The organism is Streptomyces sp. NPDC023527 (genome assembly GCF_055560115.1).
The window spans coordinates 209,230-228,960 of the sequence record NZ_JBVHJJ010000012.1; the positions used below are offsets into that span (position 1 = coordinate 209,230).

Here is a 19,731-nt window from a genome sequence, read left to right on the forward strand (position 1 = left end):
GTCAGTGGCCTCCGAGGAGCGCGGCGGCCGCGGTGAGCAGTCCGGTCAGCGGGCCGATGCTGACGCCGAGGACGGCACACGCGGCCAGGCCGACGACCAGGGGCGCGGTGGCGGCCGTACCCAGCCGTACGGGCTCGTCCGGTGTGTCCGGTGGCGGCGGGCCCAGCAGCATACGGGCCGTACGGGCGGCCACCGCGGCGAACGCGACGAGGGTCAGGGGCAGCGCGAGGGCGGTGAAGCGGCCCCATCCGCCGGTGAATCCGGCTCGTACCATGGCCAGTTCGGAGGCGAAGAGGCCGAACGGTGGCAGGCCGAGCAGGGCGACGACGGCCAGGCCGAAGGTGATGCCGAGGGCCGGGGCCCGGGTCAGCAGGCCGCGCACCCGCCCGATGCGGGTGGTGTGCATCAGCCGCAGGATGTCGCCCGAGGCGCAGAACGCGACGGTCTTCGCCAGCCCGTGGCCCGCGATGTGCAGCAGCACGGCGGAGAGTGCCAGGGGGGTGCCGATGGCGGTGCCGAGGGCGATCAGACTCATGTGCTCCATGCTCGAATAGGCCAGCATCCGCTTGTAGTCGCGCTGGGCGAGCAGCAGCGCCGCCGCGAGCGCGAGGGTGAGCAGGGCGCAGCCGGTCAGCAGGGCGCGCAGGTAGTGGGGGCCGAGGGCCGCGTCGGCGATGACCTTGTAGCGCAGGAGGCCGGCGAAGGCGACGGAGAGCAGCGCCCCGGACATCAGGGCGGACACCGGGGCGGGTGCCTGGCTGTAGGCGTCGGGCAGCCAGGCGTGCAGCGGGGCGAGCCCGGCCTTGGCGCCGAAGCCGAGGACGACGAGGCCGATGGACAGCCGGGTGACGGCCGGGTCCAGGCGGTCGGCGTGGGCGGCGAGGGCCGGCCAGTCCAGGGCGGACGCCTCGGAGAAGCCGGCCTGCCGGGCGGCGTAGTAGATCAGCACGGTGCCGAGGAAGGCCAGGGCGATTCCGGCGGAGCAGATCAGTACGTACTTCCAGGCGGCCTCGACGGAGGCGCGGGTGCGGCGATGGCCGACGAGGAACGCGGCGACGATGGTGGTGGCCTCGATGGCGACCCACAGGACGCCGAGGTTCTCGGCGAGGACGGCGGCGCTCATCGAGGCGAGCAGGGCGTGGACGAGGAGGTTGTAGCGGCGTGCGGTGCGCGCGTCGGCGCGTTCGTGGGCGAGGTGGGCGGGGTTCGCGGCGCAGGCGACGCCGGCCACGGCTCCGACGACGAGCAGCAGCCAGGCGGTGAGCGCGTCCGCGCGCAGCAGCCGCCCGCAGGCCGTCAGGGAGCCGTCGTCGGGGACCTCGGTGGCGAGGAAGGCCCCGCAGGTCAGGATGGCGACCGGGGAGACGAGGCCGAGCCAGGTGGCCAGGGGCCGGGCCGCGGGGCCGCTTCCGGGGAGTTCGGGCAGCCCGGAGCGGGGGCCGGTGTCCGGGGGCTCGTCGGCGGCGGCCTGGTGGGCGTCTCCGGTGCGGGGCCGGCCGGGGGGCGCCGTGGGGGCGTCGGGGCCTTCGGCGCGGGGGTCCGTGAGCGTCACCGGTCTCCCGCCGGGCGTGGTGGCGTGCGCGGGCGCCGCGGCCGTGCGGGGGGCCGGTGTGCGGTGTGCGCGGCTGAGGGCGTGCCGGGGGGCGCGGCGCGTCCGGGTGCCGCGCAGGCCGGCGGCGGCGTAGGCGGCGGAGGCCGTCAGCGGGACCGCGATGGGGGCGGTCAGCAGTGCGGTGGTGGCGTGCGTCATCAGTCGCGTAGCTCCCGCAGGTCGTCGATGCCGGTGCCGCCGAAGGCGACCCGCATACGGGTGGTGAGGATCCGCAGGACGAGAACGGCGAGCAGCACGTCGAAGGAGACGCCGAGTTCGACGATCAGCGGCACTCCGGAGGCGGCCAGGAAGGCGGTGGCGGTGATGCCGTTGTCCAGCAGCAGGAAGCCGACCACCTGGGCCAGGGCGCGGCGCCGGGTGACCAGGGTGAAGAAGCCGATGAGGACGACGGCGAGCCCGACCGGCAGGGCGTGCGTCGCGGGGGTGGGGTCGAGTTCGGCCAGGGGCCGGGAGACGGCGTAGGCGAGGAGGGTCAGCAGTGCCGCGCTGAGCAGCGACGCCGCGACGTTGACGAGGGGCCGGCTCTCGTGTGCCTCACTGACGTCCTCCTCGTAGCGGCCGGGGGTGCCGGCGGCGAGGGCGCGTCGCATGACGTACGGCAGGGCGCCGGCCCGGAGCAGCCCGATTCCGGCGGCGACGGCGAGGAGGTCCCAGCGGCGCTCGTGCACGCCGAGCAGGGCGGCGACGGCCGCCAGTGCCACGCCCTGGAGGGCGAAGGCCCGCAGGATCGAGGACAGTTGGCGCAGCCACAGGACCACGACGGCCGCGAGGAGGAACGCGCCGCACGCCAGGTCGAGCAGCTGGGTGTAGACGCTGTCGTTCATGGTGCCTCACTCTCCTGTGAGGAAGTACGAGGCCGACACCGCGAGCAGGGCGAGCAGGAAGGATCCGGCGAGCAGCTCGGGGACGCGGAACAGCCGTAGTTTGGCCCAGAAGACCTCGGCGGCCGCGAGTGCGGCGCCCAGCAGCGCGACCTTGGCCGTGAGCAGGGCGAGCGCGATCGCGAGGGCCTGCGGGGCGGCGGTGGTGGCGATGCCCCAGGGCGCGGCGAGCGAGGCCAGCAGGCCCAGCAGCACCGTCAGCCGCATCTGGGTGCCGAGTTCGACGAGGGCGAGGTCGGGGCCGGCGTATTCCAGCACCATCGCTTCGTGGACCATCGTCAGTTCCAGGTGGGTGGAGGGGTTGTCGACGGGGAGCCGGCCGGTCTCGGCGAGAACGGCGACGGCCAGGGCGGCGGTGGCCAGGAGCGCCGCCGGGGAGGCCAGGCGCACCGGGTCGTGGATGCCGCCGGAGACGATGGCGGACAGATTCGTGGACCCGGTCGGTATCGACAGGGCGAACACCGCGAGCAGGATCGTCGGTTCGACGAGGGCGGCCACGGTCATCTCGCGGGAGGCGCCCATGCCGCCGAAGGCGGTGCCGGTATCCAGGCCGGCGAGGGCGAGGGTGACCGTGCCGAGCGCGAGCAGTGCCACGACCAGGATCAGGTCGGACCGGCCGCTGACGGGGGTGCGGGTGGAGATCAGGGGTACGAGCGCGGCGACGACGGCTGTGGTGGTGACCAGCACCAGGGGTGCCACGCGGAAGGCGGGGCCGGTGCCGATGGGGGTGATGGCCTCCTTGCGCAGGAGTTTGCGCAGGTCCCGCCATGGTTGGCGGACGCCGGCGCCGGCCCGGCCCTCCAGCCGGGCCCGTACCTGCCGCATCAGGCCGGTGAGCAGCGGGGCTCCGGCGACGACGAGGGTGACCTGGGCGGCCACCGCCGCGGTACCGATGGCTTTCACGCTGTCTCCTCGTGCGTGGTGTGCCTCACCGGGCCACCGCCAGGGTCAGCAGGAGGGCGACGAGTCCGAAGAAGCCGTAACCGAGATAGCGGTGCGCGCTTCCGGTGGCCAGTCGGCGGGCGGCCTGGCCGAGGCCGGCCAGGGCGGCGAGGGCGGGGCGGTAGAGGCGGTGCTCGATGCGGTCGGGGACGCTGCGGCGGAAGCGCACGCGTTCGACCAGATAGGCGGATTCGCGCACGGAGGTGACGTTCACGTCCTGTTCGGTGGCGAGCACGTCGTCGAAGACGCGTTGCAGGGGCTCGGCGAAAGAGGTGGCGGTGTAGGACATCCGGGGTGTGGGGGCGCCGCCTCCGCAGTCCCAGAGTCTGACGTGCGAGCGGCGGCCGCGGCGCGCCGTGACGCGGATCAGCGCGGCCGCGGCGACGACGCCCGCCGTCAGGGCGGCGGCCACCCACAGAGGGGAGACGGAGGCCGCTAGGCGGTCGAGCCGTACCTCGACGGCGTCGCCCATCAGCGGCCGCCCGTCGGTGAGTCCGGCCACGGCCACCGCCCGGGACAACCCGCCGCCCAGCATGCCGGGTACGAGCGCCAGGCCCGTACAGCCGAGGGCGAGCAGGCTCATGCCGACGATCATGCCGGGCGGGCTCTCCGTGGCCGCGGCGGCCTGTTCGCTGCGCGGGCGGGCGAAGAAGCCCACGCCGAGGGCCTTGACGAAGACGGCGGCGGCCAGGCCGGCGGACAGGGCGAGCACCGCGACGGCCAGCGGCAGCACGATGACCGTGGACACTCCGGGGACGGCCAGCCCCTGGATGAGGGACTGCAGCAGCAGCCATTCGCTGATGAAGCCGTTGCCGGGCGGCAGCGCGACCGCGCCGAGGGCGGCCACCGTGAAGAAGCCGGCGGTGGCCGGCATCCGGGCCCGCAGGCCGCCCATCCGGTCGAGGTCGCGCAGGCCGGTGGCGCGTACGACGGAACCGGCCGCGCAGAACAGCAGGGCCTTGAACACGGCGTGGTTGACGACGTGCAGGAACGCCGCGGCCAGGGCGAGGGCGGCGGGCATGGGGTGTCCGGCGGAGGCGAACAGCCCGGCGGCGCCGACGCCGATGAGGATCAGGGCGAGGTTCTCGGAGGTGGAGTAGGCGAGCAGCCGTTTGAGGTCGGAGGCCATGGCGGCCTGGAGGATGCCGTAGACGGCCGAGAGGGCGCCGGTTCCCAGGAGCAGCAGCCAGCCCCAGCGCGGGCCGCCGCCCATCAGGTCGAAGACGACGCGGACCATGCCGTAGACGCCGAGGTTGACCATCGCGGCGCTCATCAGCGCGGAGACGTTGCTGGGCGCTTCGGGGTGGGCCCGGGGCAGCCAGGGGTGCAGCGGCACCATGCCGGCCTTCGAGGCGAACGCGGCGGCCACCAGGACGAAGACGGCGCCGCGGGTGGCGGGTGTCATGCCGCTCGCGCCGGCGCGCAGGGCGGTGAAGGTCTCGCCGCCGGCGCGGGCGGCGAAGAGTGCCAGGCCGGCCAGCAGCAGGACGAGCCCGAGATGGGTCATGACGGCGTACCAGACGCCGGCATCGCGGACGGCGGCCCGCTCCCGCTGTTCGGCCAGGACGAGCACCAGGGAGGTGAGAGCCATGACCTCCCACAGCAGGAGGAAGGTGGAGATGGAGGCGGCCGCCGGGACGAGCACCAGGGTGAGCGCGAAGACCGGGAGCGTCGCCTGTACGCCGCGCGAGGCGGCGCCGTGCGGGCCGCGCCCGGAGACGTAGCCGATGCCGTAGACGGCGACCGCGAGCACGACGGCGCCGGCCACCGCCATGAACAGGCCCGAGAGGGCGTCGACGGCCAGATACGTCCCGGCCGGCGGGAGGAGGCCGGGGAGGTGTGCCGTCCAGCGGACGCCGCTCAGCGCGGCGAGCCCGGCCGCCAGGCCGGCGCCGCCGAGGCCCGTGGTGCACAGCCCCGCGGTGACGACACGCGCCCGCACCGGCAGGACGGCGCCCGCGAGGGCTCCGGCGGCGGCGAGCGCGGCCGCGAGGGCCGCCGCGGACTCGGCGGGATTCATGTGCCGGTCTCCGCGGGGGCGCCGACCGCGGGGTGTCGGGGGTGCTCGGGGCGATTGGCCGCGGGGTGGCGGAGGGCGTCGGGATGGGAGGCGGCGAAGGCACAAGCCGCAGGGCTACGAGGGGGCGCGGCGGCGCCGGCCGCGGCGTGTCGGGGGTGTGCCGTCATCGGCCGGTCAGGGCTCGTAGGGCCGCTACGATCCGCTCCGGCCTCGGTGGGCAGCCCGCCACGTGGACGTCCACGGGCACCACATCGGCGACGGCGCCCTCGATGCCGTGGCCGCCGGCGAACTCGCCGCAGTCGAGCGCGCAGTCGCCGACCGCCAGCACCAGCCGGGGGCGCGGCATGGCGGCCACGGTGCGCCGCAGCGGCTCGGCCATGTTCCGGGTGACCGGGCCGGTGACCAGGGCGACATCCGCGTGCCGGGGCGACGCCACCAGGCGTGCGCCGTACCGCTCGACGTCGTACACCGGTCCGAAGGCGGCCGCGACCTCGATCTCGCAGCCGTTGCACGACCCGGCGTCCACGCAGCGGACCTGCACCGAGCCGCCGAGCGCGGCGGCCCCGGGCGAGCGGCCCCCGGCCGGGCGGGGCGGGGCGTCCTCCGCCACCCGGCCGGTCTCGCGGATCTTGCGCAGCAGGCTCATGGGGTCTCCCTCGCTCGGCGTCCGGGTGCCTCACGAAGATGCGGCGGCCGTCTCCCGCCGTCTCGGCGCGGTACACGCGCCGGGAGACGGCCGCCGGGTCCGGAAGGGCCGGAGGAAGGCCGACGCGGTGGCGGTCGCGCCGCCCGGTGCGCTGCCGCGCGGTTCCTTCCGCGAGCGGCTCGGCCCGGACCGCCGCCGGTGCGGGCAGGATCGCCCGTACGGCCTTCGCCCGGCCCCCGTTGCATGAGGACTGGTCTGTCCCGTGAACGGCCCGCTCGTCCGACGGGTTACGAGCGGCATGGCTGCTGTGACGCGGCGGGTGGATGGGGCGGGTGGGTCGAAACCCCGTGTCGCGTACGGCCGTATCTGCGACATTTCAGCGTGGATGGGGCGGCGCGGCCGCGGCGGGTGATTGTCAGTGCCCCGTGGCAGGCTGTCCGCCATGGCGACTTGGACCTTCGCGGACATCGAGCGCGCGCTGCCCGCCGGCTGGGCGGCCGACACCTGTTCGCCCGACGACCTCGCCGAGTGGGAGTCGCGAAACCCCTCCCGGGGCCAGTGCGACATCACCGCGCTCGTCGTCCAGGACCTGCTGGGCGGCGAGCTGGTGCTCGGTGAGGTGCACGTCGGCGGCGAGCACCGCGGGTATCACTGGTGGAACCGCATGCCCAGCGGCTTCGAGATCGGCCTGACGCGGGAGCAGATGCGCGCCGACGAGACCATAACCGGCGGGCGGATCGTCGCCCGACCCCCTGGGCGGCTGCCCCGCCGCCAGGAGGAGTACGAACTGCTGCGGCGACGGGTCACGGTGTGGCTCGGCCCGTTGCCGAGGTTCGTCCCGGCGGAGACGGCTTCGGCATAGCCGCTGTCGGGGCGGCCGGTGCGGTCAGCCATGCAGACCGCACCGGCCGTCTCGGGCCACGCATGAGCTGGTCGAGCACACCGACAGCGCACCGGCAGCACACCGGGGCAAAGCATCACTCAAACCAGTTCGGGTTGTGGTTCCGGTTGCAGCGCCGGCGCGGCCTTCGGCTCCCACAGTCGGGTGGTCCGTACGAAGCCGTAGATCACCGAGGTCATCGCCAGAATGAGAAGTGGTCCGAACACCCACGGATGCTCGGCCATCTCCATCGGCAAATAGCGATAGGACACCAAGAGCGCGGTGAAAACCGTCGCCCCGTAGGCGACCAGCTGGATTCCCGACCGGTCCCAGCCGCGGGCGAGCGAACGCATAGCCGCTTCGATCGTGACCGCGAACACCACGCCGGCGATGATGTCCATGCCGTAGTGGTAGCCGAATCCCAGCGTCGCGCCGAGCGTGGCAATCAGCCAGAACGCACCTGCGAATCGCAGAACGCGTGGGCCCTTGCGGGAATGAATGAAGATGGTGGTGGCCCACGCTGTGTGCAGGCTCGGCATGCAGTTGCGTGGGGTGATCTCGTCGAACGACATCGGGTGCGGGGTATTGATCGGCGGCGGCGTGTTCGGCCACAGGTCGGCCACCGCCCAGTGCCCGCCGTCGGCGCCGTAGGCGAAGATCGGTCCGACCACCGGGAAGATCATGTAGATGGCCGGCCCGAGGAGGCCGATCACCAGAAACGTGCGCACCAGGTGATGGCCGGGGAAGCGGCGCTCGACCGCCACGTGACGCAGCTGGTACAGCGCGACGACGACCGCGGCCACCGCGAGCTGAATGTAGACGTAGTCGAGAACATGCTCACCGATCGTGCCGGTGGCCTCGACGATCCGACCTGCCAGCCACGACGGGTTGCCCAGCGCGTGATCGGCGGTCGCCACGTACTGGTCGAGCACCGCCGGGCGGGTCTTCGACGTGATGAGCAGCCAGGTGTCGCCCGTCTTGCGGCCGGCCACCAGCAGCAGGCCCAGTCCGACGCCCTTCAGCAGCAGGACGCGTTCCCGGCCGGTGCGGCGCGTGAGGGCGATGACCGCACAGCCCAGCATCACCCACAACGCGCCGTTGCCGAACATCATCTTGGCGTCGACAGCCCACCGCACCAGAAAGAAGACGACATCGATACCGACCGCGACACCGGCCGCGATGAACCGCTGCCGCCAGGTGAGCACCACCATCATCAACGCCATACTGGCGTACAACAGCGGCCCCGATTTGGGGGCGAGGATCACCTCTTTCGCCTGGTTGGTCATCGGCCCCGGCAGGCCGTAGCGACGCGCGGCGATCTCCAGCGCGATAAGGAATCCGAGGGCCACCACACACACTGTGGCCCACAGAATCGTCCGTGGTCGACGCCACGCGGCGAAATCAATTCTGCATTTTATTCGCGAAAACACCCGGGACACTATGGATATCAATTGTTTGGCCGATTTGTTAGATGTCAGTTAAATGTCAGCTAAATAAGTCACTCTTCAAGGACGGGCGATGAGCGCGCTCGCCGTAAGCTCGATCATGTTATATGAGCGGTGCGGGTGGGTTTGGCCGGTCACCGGTGGGCCTGTTCGGTCAGCGGCCGCGTCGGCGGTACTCGCGGAGGAGAACCCTCAGCGCGGCGGGCGCGGAGGGACGCGCCGGCCCATGGAGCAGTCCCGCGCCCTCGACCGAGGCCGCGGCCGCTGTGAGCACCTCCAGCGTGATGCACGCCCGGATGAACGAGCGATGCGCGGCCGGTGCGAGATCGGGCAGGCGCCGACTGGCCAGCAGGTCCCCTCGGGCCGACGCGAGGGAGGTGGTGAGCAGGGCCCGGACACCCGGGGTGTCCTTGCCCCGCTCAAGGTCGGCGCGGGAGACGTCGTGCTTCGCCAGGGTCGCCTCGGGAAGGGTGAGCCTGCCGTCCCGCAGGTCCTCGGAGAGATCGTTGACGAAGTCGAGACGCTGGCTGCCGTCGATGTAGGCGCGACAGAGGGCGCGGCTGTCGGCGGCGTCGGCGTCCGGTTCCAGGAGGAGGGACGCGATCAGCATGAACGCCGGCAACGAGTACCCGTCGACGTACCGCTGGTACTGCGCTTCGTCGACGAATCCGCCGAAGTCCCGGTCCAGGGAGGCCCCGGCGAGGAATTCCTCGATATGCCCCTCCAGGCGAGGGTGCACGGAGACGGTGTGCGACAGCGCGCGAAGAATGGGGTGCCCGCTTTCTTTGGACCCCAGAGCGTCGTGGACCTCTTTCTCCCACGCCGCGAACGCCTCTTCGGCCGGGCCCTCGGGGCCCTGGTCGAGAAGCGTGTCGGTGTGGTGCATGAAGGCGGTCGCGGCGATGACGTGCGGAACGAGCGCGGGGGGCAGCAGGAGACGCACGGCAAGGTAGGCGTGCCGACGGTACGCCGCGACGAGGGCGCGCTGCCGGGTGTAGTCGTCCCGCAGCCGCGGGCTGTCGATCCCGGCGAGGGTGAGCGTCCTGCCCCACATGTGCATGGCGGTGTCTTCCTGCGAGAGTGCGGAGGGCTTCGCGCCCGGCGATCGTGGAGGGGATGGCCGTGCGGGACCGCGTCACCGGGCCCGTGGCCGAGGCGCTTCCGGCTCAGCTCTGAAGCGCGCTCTCCGGCCGGCGTCGCGCCGCCGGTGCGTACGGGCCCGTGGCGAGGCCACGCGGTCGGTGGTGGCCCTCCGCCGTGCGCAGGGCCAGGGCCGCCAGAGCCTCGGGGGCGCCGGGCCGGCCCCGGATGCCGGGGAAGGCGTTGATGTCGACGATCAGGGGACGGCCGCCGTCCACGTCGAGGAGGTCGACGCCGTAGACGTCGAGAGCGAAGACCTCGCCGACGCGGCGTACCGCGTCGAGCCAGGTCGCGGGCAGGTCCTCGGCGATGAGGGACGTGGTACCGCCGGGTACGGGCGTGGCCAGCTCGGAGCGGCGGAGGCCGGCGAAGACCTGCTCGCCGACGACCCACAGTTTGTGGTCCCAGCCGCTGTTCGGGCTGAAGCGCTGGACGACCACCGGTTCGTCCGGCCACCGCTCGGCCAGTGCCGCGAGCTCCGCCGCGTCGTTCACCCGGGCCACCAGGTCGTGGCGGCGGCTGTGCCGGCTCTTGACGACCACGGGATACGCCAGAAAGTCGCCCGCCGCCAGGTCCGACAGCGTGGCCGCGGTCTCGGTGGCGACGAACGGGAGCCCGGCGCCCATGGCGACCTCGGCCATGGCGGTCCGGTCCTGGACCAGTTCGGTGGCGCCGGCCGAGTTCAGCACCGGCGCGCCGCGCTGTTCGAGGAGGCGGGCGAATGCCAGGGCGCGCGGGGAGCGGGTCTTGAGCAGATAGACGTCGGCGAGCGCGGACGACGTGGGCGGCGGGGCCGTGCCCGGGTCCAGTGACTCGACCCGGTGGCGGGGTGTCAGCAGCGCGGTGGCGGCGGCCAGCAGCGGGTGGTCGGGGGCCGGGGTCAGCAGGCAGATCCTCATGCGCCGCCGCCCACCGGCGCGGCCGACTGCGCCGGCAGGTGCGGCAGGGGCCCGGCGGCCGTGGTGGGGAGCGCGTCGGCCCGGGCCGGGCCGGCGTGCGCCAGCCGCAGGATGGCCCAGGCCACCCGGGCGACGGCGTCCGGCACCTGACGGAAGCTCGGGAAGTCGTTGACGTCGACGAGGACCGGGCCGTCGGGGCCGAGCACGATGTCCACCCCGTACAGGTCGAGGCCGAACACGGCGCCGACCTCGGTGGCGATGGCCGCCACCTCGGCGGTGAGCGGCACCTGCCGCTCCCGGACCGGCTGGCCGGGGTGGAGCGGGGAGCAGCGCTCGGTCGCGTACAGCTCGCCGTCGACGCAGTACACCTTGAGGTCGACGCCCGTGTTGGGCACGTAGGGCTGGGCGATCAGCATGCCGCCGCCGTCGTCGTCCGCGGCGGGGTCCAGGAGCCGGTCCGGGGACGGCACCAGGCGCACGGCGCGCCCCGAGCTGCCGTCGGCGGGCTTGACCACCAGGGGGTACTCGCCGGCGGGGACCTCCGCGAACCCCTCCGCCCGGGCGGCCGCGTAGGTCACCGGCACCGGCAGCCCGTGGCTCTCGGCGATGACGGCCGCCAGCGCCTTGTCGCGCACGCCGCGGATCGACCGGGCGTCGTTGACCGTGGTCAGGCCGACCCGCGCGGCGGCTTCCAGCAGCGTCAGGCCGGGGCCGCCGGAGACCGTCTTGAGCACCCATGCGTCGTGATCACCCGCCCGCACCGCCTCGGAGAGCTTCAGGAGGGAGCTGCCGGGCCGCAGCACGTCCACCCGATGACCCCAGGCCGTGAGTTGGCGGATCACGTCCACCGGCATGCCGTCGCGCCGGTACTGCTCCTCCACCAGGAAGCAGATTCTCATTGGTGCATCCTCGTAATCCCCGGACGTCCGCCGATCCCGTCCGGCAGGACTGTTGACGGCTCAGGATGTCATGGTGACGGAGGTCGGATCGCCCAGGGCTGTCTCAATTCCGTAGCAACTCGATCGCGAAGCGCAGGGGTTTTCTCCGTATTCGACCGACTGGTATCGGTGTCGGGGGATCCGCGGTACGGCTCATTCATGAGGGTCGCCCGGAGCGGGTGTGCGGGAAGATCGGGCGCGCCGGAGTGGTTGGCCCGGACAATGAGCATGGCATCGACACCGACCCGCCAAGGAGATCCCACGTGAGTCTGTACGACATTCCGCTGCGCACGCTGTCCGGTGAGCCTGCCTCCCTCGCCGACCATCGCGACAAGGTACTGCTGGTGGTGAATGTGGCCTCGAAGTGCGGGCTGACCCCGCAGTACGAAGGTCTGGAGCGGCTCCAGCGGCGCTACGCCGACCGCGGCTTCAGCGTGCTGGGCTTTCCGAGCAACCAGTTCGCGGGCCAGGAGCCGGGCTCGGCGCAGGAGATCGCTTCCTTCTGCTCGGCGACGTACGGCGTCAGCTTCCCGCTGTTCGAGAAGACGGACGTCAACGGGGAGGCCCGGCACCCGCTGTACACGGAGCTGACGCGGACCCCGGACGAGGCGGGCGAGGCCGGCGACATCCAGTGGAACTTCGAGAAGTTCCTGCTCTCCCCGCAAGGCGGGGTCGTGGGCCGCTTCCGCCCGCGCGTGGAGCCGGAGGCGGACGAGCTGGTGCGCGCGATCGAGGCACACCTGCCGGCCTGAGGCCGGCACCGCCCGGGCATCACCACAGACTCCACCCGACGCACGCTCCCTCGACCCGGAGGTCCCCGTGCCCTTCACGGCGAGAGACCGCCATGTCACGCCACGGCCGGACGAGGACACGCGGCTGCGCGAGCTCGGTTACGAGCCGGTACTGCGGCGCGGCATGGGGCAGTTCGGCAATTTCGCCATTTCCTTCTCCGTCATCTCCGTGCTCTCCGGCTGCATGACGCTCTACGGATTCGGCCTGAACACCGGCGGCCCGGCCGTGATGCTCTGGGGCTGGCTCGGTGTGGGCCTGTTCGTGATGTTCGTGGGATGGGCGCTGGCCGAGGTCACCAGCGCCTATCCCACCTCGGGCGCCCTTTACTACATCGCCGACCGGCTCGGTGGCCCGAAATGGGGCTGGTACACCGGCTGGCTCAATCTCCTGGGCCTGCTCGGCGCGATCGCCGGCATCGACTACGGAGCCGCGCTGTTCACCGGCGCCCTGCTGAATCTGCAATGGGGCTTCGACCCCACCCCCGGCGCGATCATGTGCCTCTACATCGGCATTCTGGCTTTTCACGCGCTGTTGAACCTGTCCGGTGTGCGGCTCGTCGGCCTGCTCAATTCCGTCAGCGTGTGGTGGCATCTGCTCGGCGTCGCCGTGATCGTCGGGGTGCTGGCGTTCGTACCCTCCCACCACCAGTCGGCGGGCTTCGTCTTCGGTCACTTCGCCAATTCCACCGGCTGGTCGAACCCGCTGTACGTGGCGGCCGTCGGGCTGCTGCTGGCGCAGTACACCTTCTCCGGTTACGACGCCTCGGCCCATCTGTCGGAGGAGACGGCCGGGGCGTCCGTCGCCGCCGCGCGGGGCATGGTGCGCGCGATCTGGGTCTCCTGGATCGCCGGATTCGTCCTGCTGGCCGGGCTGACCTTCGCCATCCAGGACTACGCGGGCACGCGGGCGTCGGCCACCGGGGTGCCTCCGGCGCAGATCTTCCTGGACGCGGTGGGCACCACGGGCGCCGAGGTCCTGCTGCTGGTCGTGGTGGTGGCCCAGCTGTTCTGCGGCAACGCCGAGGTCGCGGCGGCGAGCCGGATGGTGTTCGCGTTCAGCCGGGACGGCGCGCTGCCCGGCTCGCGCCGGTGGCGGCGGGTGAGCGGCCGCACCGGCACGCCGTCCCGCGCCGTGTGGCTGTCGGTCGCCGCGGCCGGGGTGCTGGCGCTGCCGTCGCTGTACTCCGCGACCGCCTATGGCGCGGTGACGGCCATCAACGTCATCGGGATCACCCCCGCCTACGCCATCCCCGTCTGTCTGCGGCTGCGGGCCGGCAGTCGCTTCACACCGGGCCCCTGGCACCTGGGGCGCTGGAGCCGGCCCGTCGGCTGGGTGGCCGTCATCTGGGTGGCGGTGGTCACGGTGCTGTTCTGCCTGCCGCAGTCGCGCCCGGACGGACGGCTGCTGTCGGTCGATTCCTTCAACTACGCGCCCGTGGCCCTGGCGGTGGTCCTGGTGCTGGCCACCATCTGGTGGCGGGTCGCCGGGAGGCGTGCGTACGGGCGCGACACGGCCGGCCGCGCGGAGCGGCACACCGGCTGACCGTGGCCCCGGCCCGTGGCTCGCCGGGCCGGGGCCGGGGCATCAGTGGTGCTGGCAGTAGCAGATCTTGTCGAGGTGGCGGACGATGGCGTGCCGCGCGTGGCGGGCGATCTCCCGCGCCTCGTGGTGGTCACCGTGGTCGATCTCGTGGTCGACGAGCTTCAGCGCCTCCTTGTGCGCCTTCTCCTCCGCCTTCAGCCAGGCCCGGTCGTACTCGCCCGTGCCCGCCTTCTTCTGGAGCATCTTGAGCTCCTTGCGCTGTTCGGCCGTGAGCGAGGTCGGCAGCTTCACACCCTTGCGGTGCGCCAGCTTCTTGACGTATTCGTCCATTTTGCTGTGGTCCTGCTTGAACAGCTTCCCGGCGTCCTTCACACACCGCGTGCTGGCGTGTTTGTCCGCGTCCTTGCCCGCCGCGATCTCCATCAGGTTGCCCTGGTGGATCTTCTTCAGGAAGTGACCGTCGTGGTGGTCGTTGTCGTCGGACGTGGCGAGTGCCGTGCCCGCTGTCGTCGCCGCCAGCGCGAGGGCCGCCACCGCGGTTGTGGCCCGGTATCGCATACGCATCGTTGACTGCTCCGTTCCTCGTCTGCGCGCGGTGATGTCCCTTGCCGCGCGCGGGGTTGTGTGCGGGGGCGTGCGGACCGGCCGACGCACCCACGGAGCTGATGACTGCCCGGGTCGTGGGTGCGGAGCATCCGCCCGCGCCTCAGTCCGCTCCAATGGAGCACGCGCGCGGCCCGCGCGGCCGCTCAGCGGCACCGGGTGCGGTTCGGCGGCAGGACGCCGTCCAGCAGGAAGGCGTCGATCCGCTCGTTGACGCAGTCGGCGTCCGGTGAGCCGTAGACGCTGTGCCCGCCGCCCGTGTCGGTCATGGTGACGGCGGAGCCGACCGCCCGGGCCATCTGGGGCAGCCACTGGACGGGGGTGGCGGGGTCGTGGTCGGAGGTGTGCATGAGGATCTTGGGGGCGGCGGTGGCGCTGACGTCGTGCGAGGCGTCGTCACCGGCCGTGGGCCAGCCGGTGCACAGGCCCATGCCGATGGCCATGTCCGGGCCGAACACCGGTGAGGCGCCGACGAACTCGTCATAGGCGGCGACGACCTGCTCGACGCGGTAGCGGCTCGCGGTGTCGGCGCAGTTGATGGCGGTCATCGCGTCGGCGGAGTTGTCGCGGCTCCCGTCCGGCTCCTTGCCCTCGGCGTCGTCGGCCTGGGCCCGGGCCATCTCGGCGGACTCCCCCGGGGGCACGTGGTGGACGATGGCGGCCAGCAGGTTCGGGACCTCGGGCAGCCCCTCGCGGGAGCGCAGCAGGCCCATGGTCTCGGTGACGGCGGTGGACCGGTCGAGTCTCCGGCCGCCGGGCCAGTCGAGCGGTGCCTCGTCGAGGTTGTCGTACGCCCGCTCGATCCGCTCCATGGCATGGTCGGTGTCCGAGCCGAGCGCGCAGTCCTCGTCGCCCTTCCGGGTGCAGATGTCCACCGCGTGGCGCAGCGCCTTGTGGTAGGCGGCCGTCTGTGCGAGCGTCGTCTGTTTCATGTCGGGTGACGGCTCGTCGACGCCGTCCATGACCATGCGTCCGACGTTCTGGGGGAACTGGTGGGCGTAGACCGCGCCGAGCCTGGTGCCGTAGGAGAAGCCGAGGTAGTCGAGCTTCTCCTCGCCCAGGGCCGCGCGCAGGACGTCGACGTCGTGGGCGGTGTTCACGGTTCCGACGTACGGGAGGATCCCGTCGGAGCGCGCCTCGCAGCGTTTGAGTGCCTTCTCCCGCGCGGCCAGGGTGGCGGCCATGCCGTAGGAGTCGGGGTCGGTGCCGGGTTCGCGGCCGCCCCCGGTGTCACCGCAGTGCACCGGGGAGCTGGCGCCGACTCCTCGGGGGTCGAAGGTGACGAGGTCGTAGCGGGTCCCGGCCTTGCCGAGGCCGTCGGGGCCGCGGGCGGTGAGCTGCTTGAGGCCGGATTCGCCGGGGCCGCCGAAGTTCACGACGAGGGAGCCGCGGCGGTGGTCCCGGTCCTTGGCGCGGTAGCGCATGAGCGCGAGCCGTAGCTCGCCCTTGCCGGACTCGGTGTAGCTGCGCGGGACCGTGAGACGGCCGCATTCGGCCGTGCCTGCGGCCTTCATGGTCTCCCGTCCGACCTGCCGGTCCGCCTCCCGGGCGCAGGGCTTCCAGTCGACGGTCTGCTCGTAGTACGGGCTGAGGTCCGGGCCGCCGGCCGCCTTGTCGGCGCCGGCGCAGCCGGCGAGGCCGTGGGCCAGCACGGTGGCGGCCGCGAGCGGCAGGGAGACCGTGGCGACGCGGGGCAGGCGGCGGCGGACAGGGCGGGAGAGTCGCGGGGCGCGGCGTACGGACGTCATGTCGCGGACGGTAGTTCGCCGTCCGACGCCCGGCTTTCCGGAGCGGGCGTCCGGGTGAAAGTCGGGCGTGTCGGCGTCCGGCCGACAGGGCGTCAGCCGTTCAGGGCACGCTCCAGCGCGGCGAAGGCGTCGTTCACGTACGCCCGGTGGTCGTCGATCACGTCGTCGGCGCGCTCGCCCGCGAGCAGTCGCGCGGCCGCGGTGACGTAGGCGGCGCGGCAGGTGGCGACGGTGAGGGCCGCGGTCAGCCGGGGGCGGGGGTCGTCCGGGGCGGCGCCGGTCGTCTCCGCGACGGCCGCGGTGAGGGCGTTCTCCAGTTCCTCGACGCCTTCGCGGGCGCGGGCCCGCAGCGCGGGTGACTGGAGCACGATCCGCCAGAAGGGCGGGAAGTCGTCGTCGACGGCCGCCAGCGGGTGCCGCTGGTCCAGCAGGCCGAGGAGGAGCCGGTGGACGGCGGCGACCGGGCTCTCGTCGGGGCGGCGGGTGCGTACGGCGTGGGTGAGGAGGTCGACGGCCTCCGGGATCCGGTCGAGGAAGAGGTCCTCCTTGCGCGGGAAGTAGTTGAAGACCGTCATCGCGGAGACGTCGGCGGCCCGGGCGATCTCGGCGACCGTCACGTTGTCGAAGCCCCGGGCTCCGATCAGCTGCGTGGCGATGTCGGAGATCCGCTGCCGGGTGAGCTGCTTCTTGCGTTGCCGCAGGGTCGGTTCCTCGTGGCTGCCCTCGGTCCCGCCCATGATGTCGCCGTCCTCGTTCATGGCCGAAGGATAACGAAAACGAACCAGCAAATTTATAGCCACTAAAAACTTTTAGTGGCTATAGTCAGGCCATGAACTGTGTGGACTACGACGTCGTGGTGTCAGGAGCCGGCCCGGTGGGTCTCACCCTCGCGTGCGAGCTGCGGCTCGGCGGGGTGAGCGTGCTCGTCGTCGAGCGGCTGACGGAGATCGATACGACCATCAAGGCGGGGGCGATCAACTCCCCCACCGCCGAGGCCTTCTACCGGCGAGGGCTGCTGCCCGAGCTGGAGAAGGCGCAGCGCGCGACGATGGAGCGGCTCGCCGCCTTCGCGGGGCAGCGGAAGGACGCCGACGGGCAGGAGCTGAAGCCGCCCCCGAGGTTCGCCGGGCACTTCGCGGGCATCATGCTGCGCGGAGACCTCCTGGACGCGGACGACCCGGAGTTCACGGGCGCCGGCCCGGCCGGCGCCGTCGGGCTCGTACCGCAGGAGGCCCTGGAGCGGCTGCTCGGCGCGCGCGCCGCGGAACTGGGCGTCGAGATACGCCGCGGGGTGGAGCTGACCGGCTTCGACGCGGACGAGGACGGCGTCACCGTGCACGCCGGGGGCGAGTCGGTGCGCGCCGGCTGGCTGGTGGGCTGCGACGGCGGCCGCAGCACGGTCCGCCGGCTCGCCGGCTTCGCGTTCCCCGGCACGGATCCGCAGATCACCGGCCACCAGGCGCTGGTGGAGATGGAGGGCGCCGAGGCGCTGAAGACGGGCTGGAACTGGACGGAGACCGGGACGTACGCCCACGGTCCGGTGCCCGGCCGCATCCTCACGGTGGAGTTCGACGGGCCGCCCGCGGACCGCGACACCCCCGTCACCGCCGAGGAGTTGCAGAGCAGTCTGCGCGCGGTGTCCGGGGTGGAGGTGACCGTCACCGGGGTGCGCACCGCGACCCGCTTCACCGACAACGCCCGTCAGGTGACGGACTACCGCTCGGGGCGTGTGCTGCTGGCGGGCGACGCGGCGCACGTGCACTCCCCCTTCGGCGGCCAGGGCCTCAACCTCGGTGTCGGCGACGCGATGAACCTGGGCTGGAAGCTGGCCGCCACCGTGCGCGGCTGGGCGCCGGAGGGGCTGCTGGACACCTACACCGCCGAGCGGCATCCCATCGGGGCGTGGGTGCTGGAGTGGACGCGGGCGCAGGTGGCCCTGATGCGCCCCGAGCCGCACGTCCGCGCGCTGCGGGAGGTGGTGGCGGAGCTGACGCGGACCGTCGACGGCACCACGCACCTCGTCAAGCGGATCTCCGGTGTGTGGCAGCGCCACGACCTCCCCGGCGACCACCCCCTGACCGGGCGCAGCGCCCCGGACCTGGAACTGGCCGACGGCGGCAGGCTCGCCGACCATCTGCACGACGGGCGGGCGCTGCTGATGGACCTCGCCGGTACGCCCGGGCTGCGGGAGTCTGCCGAGGGCTATGGCGACCGGGTCACCCTCGTCACGGCGGCGGCCGCCGAGCGCCCGGACCTCGGCGCGCTGCTGGTGCGGCCGGACGGGATCACGGCGTGGGCCGCGGACCGCTCCGCCGGGGCCGAGGGTCTCCGGGCCGCTCTGGCGCTGTGGTTCGGCTCCCCCTCCGGGGCTCGTACCGGCCCGGTGGGGGCTCAGCCGTCCACGGCCAGCCGGTAGCCGCGCTTGGGCACCGTGCGGACCAGCCCGGCGTACGGCCCGAGCGCGCCCCGCAGCCGGGCGACGGCCGCCTCGACCGTGTGCTCGTCCGCCCGCGCCCCGGCCCAGACGCGCCGCAGCAGTTCGCCGCGGCTGAGCACCCAGCCCGGCCGCTCGGCCAGCGCCCGCAACACGGCGGCCTGCACCGGCGGCAGCCACACGGCGGCGTCCTCCTCGTCCAGGAGCGCGCACCCCTGGAGCACCAGCGAGCGGCCGCCGACGCTCAGCACGCGCCGGTCGCGGGCCGGCAGCGTCTCGGTGAGGACGCGGACGAGCGAACCGAGACGGCCGCGGTCGGGCCAGACAGTGGGTACGCCGACGTCCTCCAACGGGCGGGCGCACAGCGGCCCCACGCATACGGGCACGACCGCCTCGCGCAGCGCGGTGAGCACATCGGCGCGCAGGCCGGCCGCGGCCGCGAACTCCAGGAAGGAGGTGATCGCCGGCGCGCTGGTGAAGGTCAGCGCGTGCACCTCGCGGCGCGCCGTCTGCTCCACCAGGCGCCGTACGGCGTCGGGATCGTCGGGCCCCGCCCACCGGTAGACCGGTATCTCGATCACCTCGGCGCCGCGCTCGCGGAGCGCGCCGGTGAAGCCGTCGAGCGGCGCGCCGTGCTGCTGCACGACGACACGACGGCCGCGCAACTCCCGCGACAGTAGCCAGGAGAGCAGTTCGTCGGACGCCTCGGTAGGGGGTGAGTAGCTCTCCTTCAGCCCGCTGGCCCGCACCGCGCCGGTGGCCTTGGGCCCTCGGCTGATCACCTCCGCGCCCCGGCACGCGGCGGCGAGTCCGGCGCCGTGGCCCCAGCCCTCGGCGGCGCTCATCCAGCCGCGCCAGCCGACGCCGGTGGTGGCGACCACGTAGTCGAGCGGGCCGGTCAGGCACCGCTGGGTGGCGTGCCGCAGCGCGGTGTCGTCGTCGAGCGGGACGATCCGCATCGTGGGGGCCTCGACCACGCGGGCCCCTCTGCGCCGGAGCAGGGCGGCCAGTTCCTCACGGCGCCGCACGGCGGTCACCCCGATGACATAACCGGTCAGCGGCCCGGTTGCGGCCGTAGTGCCTGTTCCCATGGGCCGCATGATCCGGCAGTCGGGTTTCGATCGCGTTGCCCGGCCGTCACGCGCCGGTTAGGGGGTGGCGCCGGGAGGTTACGAAAGATGTCGGGGAACCGACGTGGCCCGTGGGCCG

17 protein-coding genes are annotated in these 19,731 nt (G+C 73.0%); 4 read left to right on the plus strand and 13 right to left on the minus strand.

Annotated features, from left to right (window positions below; genetic code table 11):
* Nucleotide 1: 1 nt before the first annotated feature.
* From ACZ303_RS24060 to ACZ303_RS24080, 5 genes are all read right to left on the minus strand, one after another.
* The gene (locus tag ACZ303_RS24060; protein WP_467342220.1) at nt 2–1,750 is read right to left on the minus strand and encodes a proton-conducting transporter transmembrane domain-containing protein; all 1,749 of its coding nucleotides are present in this window, start codon (nt 1,748–1,750) and stop codon (nt 2–4) included.
* Nucleotides 1,750–2,436, minus strand: a complete 687-nt coding sequence (locus ACZ303_RS24065) for a hypothetical protein (RefSeq protein WP_467342222.1) — start codon at nt 2,434–2,436, stop codon at nt 1,750–1,752. The genes ACZ303_RS24060 and ACZ303_RS24065 overlap by 1 nt, the downstream gene beginning before the upstream one ends.
* Nucleotides 2,437–2,442: 6 nt before the next feature.
* Entirely contained in the window at nt 2,443–3,396 is a 954-nt protein-coding gene (locus ACZ303_RS24070; RefSeq protein WP_467342224.1) for a respiratory chain complex I subunit 1 family protein, read from the minus strand.
* Nucleotides 3,397–3,421: 25 nt separating this feature from the next.
* Entirely contained in the window at nt 3,422–5,455 is a 2,034-nt protein-coding gene (locus tag ACZ303_RS24075) for a proton-conducting transporter transmembrane domain-containing protein (protein ID WP_467342225.1), read from the minus strand.
* A gap of 163 nt (nt 5,456–5,618) precedes the next feature.
* Nucleotides 5,619–6,101: an NADH-quinone oxidoreductase subunit B family protein gene (locus ACZ303_RS24080; protein WP_467342227.1), complete on the minus strand. Its 483-nt coding sequence runs from the start codon at nt 6,099–6,101 to the stop codon at nt 5,619–5,621.
* A gap of 442 nt (nt 6,102–6,543) precedes the next feature.
* Between ACZ303_RS24080 and ACZ303_RS24085 the strand changes: the two genes are divergently transcribed.
* The gene (locus ACZ303_RS24085) at nt 6,544–6,963 is read left to right on the plus strand and encodes a YunG family protein (RefSeq protein ID WP_467342229.1); all 420 of its coding nucleotides are present in this window, start codon (nt 6,544–6,546) and stop codon (nt 6,961–6,963) included.
* A 119-nt stretch (nt 6,964–7,082) separates the two neighbouring features.
* On the opposite strand, the gene ACZ303_RS24090 is transcribed toward ACZ303_RS24085, so the two are convergent.
* The 4 genes from ACZ303_RS24090 to ACZ303_RS24105 all read right to left on the minus strand — a co-directional run bounded on the left by ACZ303_RS24090 (nt 7,083) and on the right by ACZ303_RS24105 (nt 11,364).
* The gene (locus ACZ303_RS24090) at nt 7,083–8,354 is read right to left on the minus strand and encodes a phosphatase PAP2 family protein (protein ID WP_467342331.1); all 1,272 of its coding nucleotides are present in this window, start codon (nt 8,352–8,354) and stop codon (nt 7,083–7,085) included.
* A 226-nt stretch (nt 8,355–8,580) separates the two neighbouring features.
* Complete coding sequence (locus tag ACZ303_RS24095) at nt 8,581–9,486, minus strand: phytoene/squalene synthase family protein (protein ID WP_467342231.1); 906 nt, start codon at nt 9,484–9,486, stop codon at nt 8,581–8,583.
* Between the two features lie 106 nt (nt 9,487–9,592).
* Nucleotides 9,593–10,465 carry an ATP-grasp domain-containing protein gene (locus ACZ303_RS24100; protein WP_467342232.1) on the minus strand — a complete coding sequence of 291 codons (873 nt, stop codon included), beginning with the start codon at nt 10,463–10,465 and terminating at the stop codon, nt 9,593–9,595.
* A complete protein-coding gene (locus ACZ303_RS24105) occupies nt 10,462–11,364 on the minus strand; it encodes an ATP-grasp domain-containing protein (RefSeq protein ID WP_467342234.1) in 903 nt (300 codons plus the stop codon). Before ACZ303_RS24105 ends, ACZ303_RS24100 begins: the two co-directional genes overlap by 4 nt.
* A 302-nt stretch (nt 11,365–11,666) precedes the next feature.
* Between ACZ303_RS24105 and ACZ303_RS24110 the strand changes: the two genes are divergently transcribed.
* Nucleotides 11,667–12,155, plus strand: a complete 489-nt coding sequence (locus ACZ303_RS24110) for a glutathione peroxidase (protein WP_467342235.1) — start codon at nt 11,667–11,669, stop codon at nt 12,153–12,155.
* Between the two features lie 67 nt (nt 12,156–12,222).
* The gene (locus ACZ303_RS24115) at nt 12,223–13,737 is read left to right on the plus strand and encodes an amino acid permease (protein ID WP_467342236.1); all 1,515 of its coding nucleotides are present in this window, start codon (nt 12,223–12,225) and stop codon (nt 13,735–13,737) included.
* A gap of 42 nt (nt 13,738–13,779) precedes the next feature.
* On the opposite strand, the gene ACZ303_RS24120 is transcribed toward ACZ303_RS24115, so the two are convergent.
* The 3 genes from ACZ303_RS24120 to ACZ303_RS24130 form a co-directional block, all read right to left on the minus strand.
* Complete coding sequence (locus ACZ303_RS24120; RefSeq protein WP_467342238.1) at nt 13,780–14,301, minus strand: DUF4142 domain-containing protein; 522 nt, start codon at nt 14,299–14,301, stop codon at nt 13,780–13,782.
* A 185-nt stretch (nt 14,302–14,486) separates the two neighbouring features.
* Complete coding sequence (locus tag ACZ303_RS24125; RefSeq protein ID WP_467342239.1) at nt 14,487–16,088, minus strand: alpha/beta hydrolase; 1,602 nt, start codon at nt 16,086–16,088, stop codon at nt 14,487–14,489.
* A 92-nt stretch (nt 16,089–16,180) separates the two neighbouring features.
* The gene (locus tag ACZ303_RS24130; RefSeq protein WP_467342240.1) at nt 16,181–16,846 is read right to left on the minus strand and encodes a TetR/AcrR family transcriptional regulator; all 666 of its coding nucleotides are present in this window, start codon (nt 16,844–16,846) and stop codon (nt 16,181–16,183) included.
* Nucleotides 16,847–16,917: 71 nt separating this feature from the next.
* Here ACZ303_RS24130 and ACZ303_RS24135 point away from each other — a divergent pair, with 71 nt between their 5' ends.
* Nucleotides 16,918–18,504, plus strand: coding sequence for an FAD-dependent monooxygenase (locus ACZ303_RS24135; RefSeq protein WP_467342242.1), 1,587 nt, complete (start codon nt 16,918–16,920; stop codon nt 18,502–18,504).
* Here ACZ303_RS24135 and ACZ303_RS24140 read toward each other — a convergent pair.
* Nucleotides 18,480–19,613, minus strand: a complete 1,134-nt coding sequence (locus ACZ303_RS24140; protein WP_467342243.1) for a uroporphyrinogen-III synthase — start codon at nt 19,611–19,613, stop codon at nt 18,480–18,482. The genes ACZ303_RS24135 and ACZ303_RS24140 overlap by 25 nt on opposite strands.
* Nucleotides 19,614–19,731: the final 118 nt, after the last annotated feature.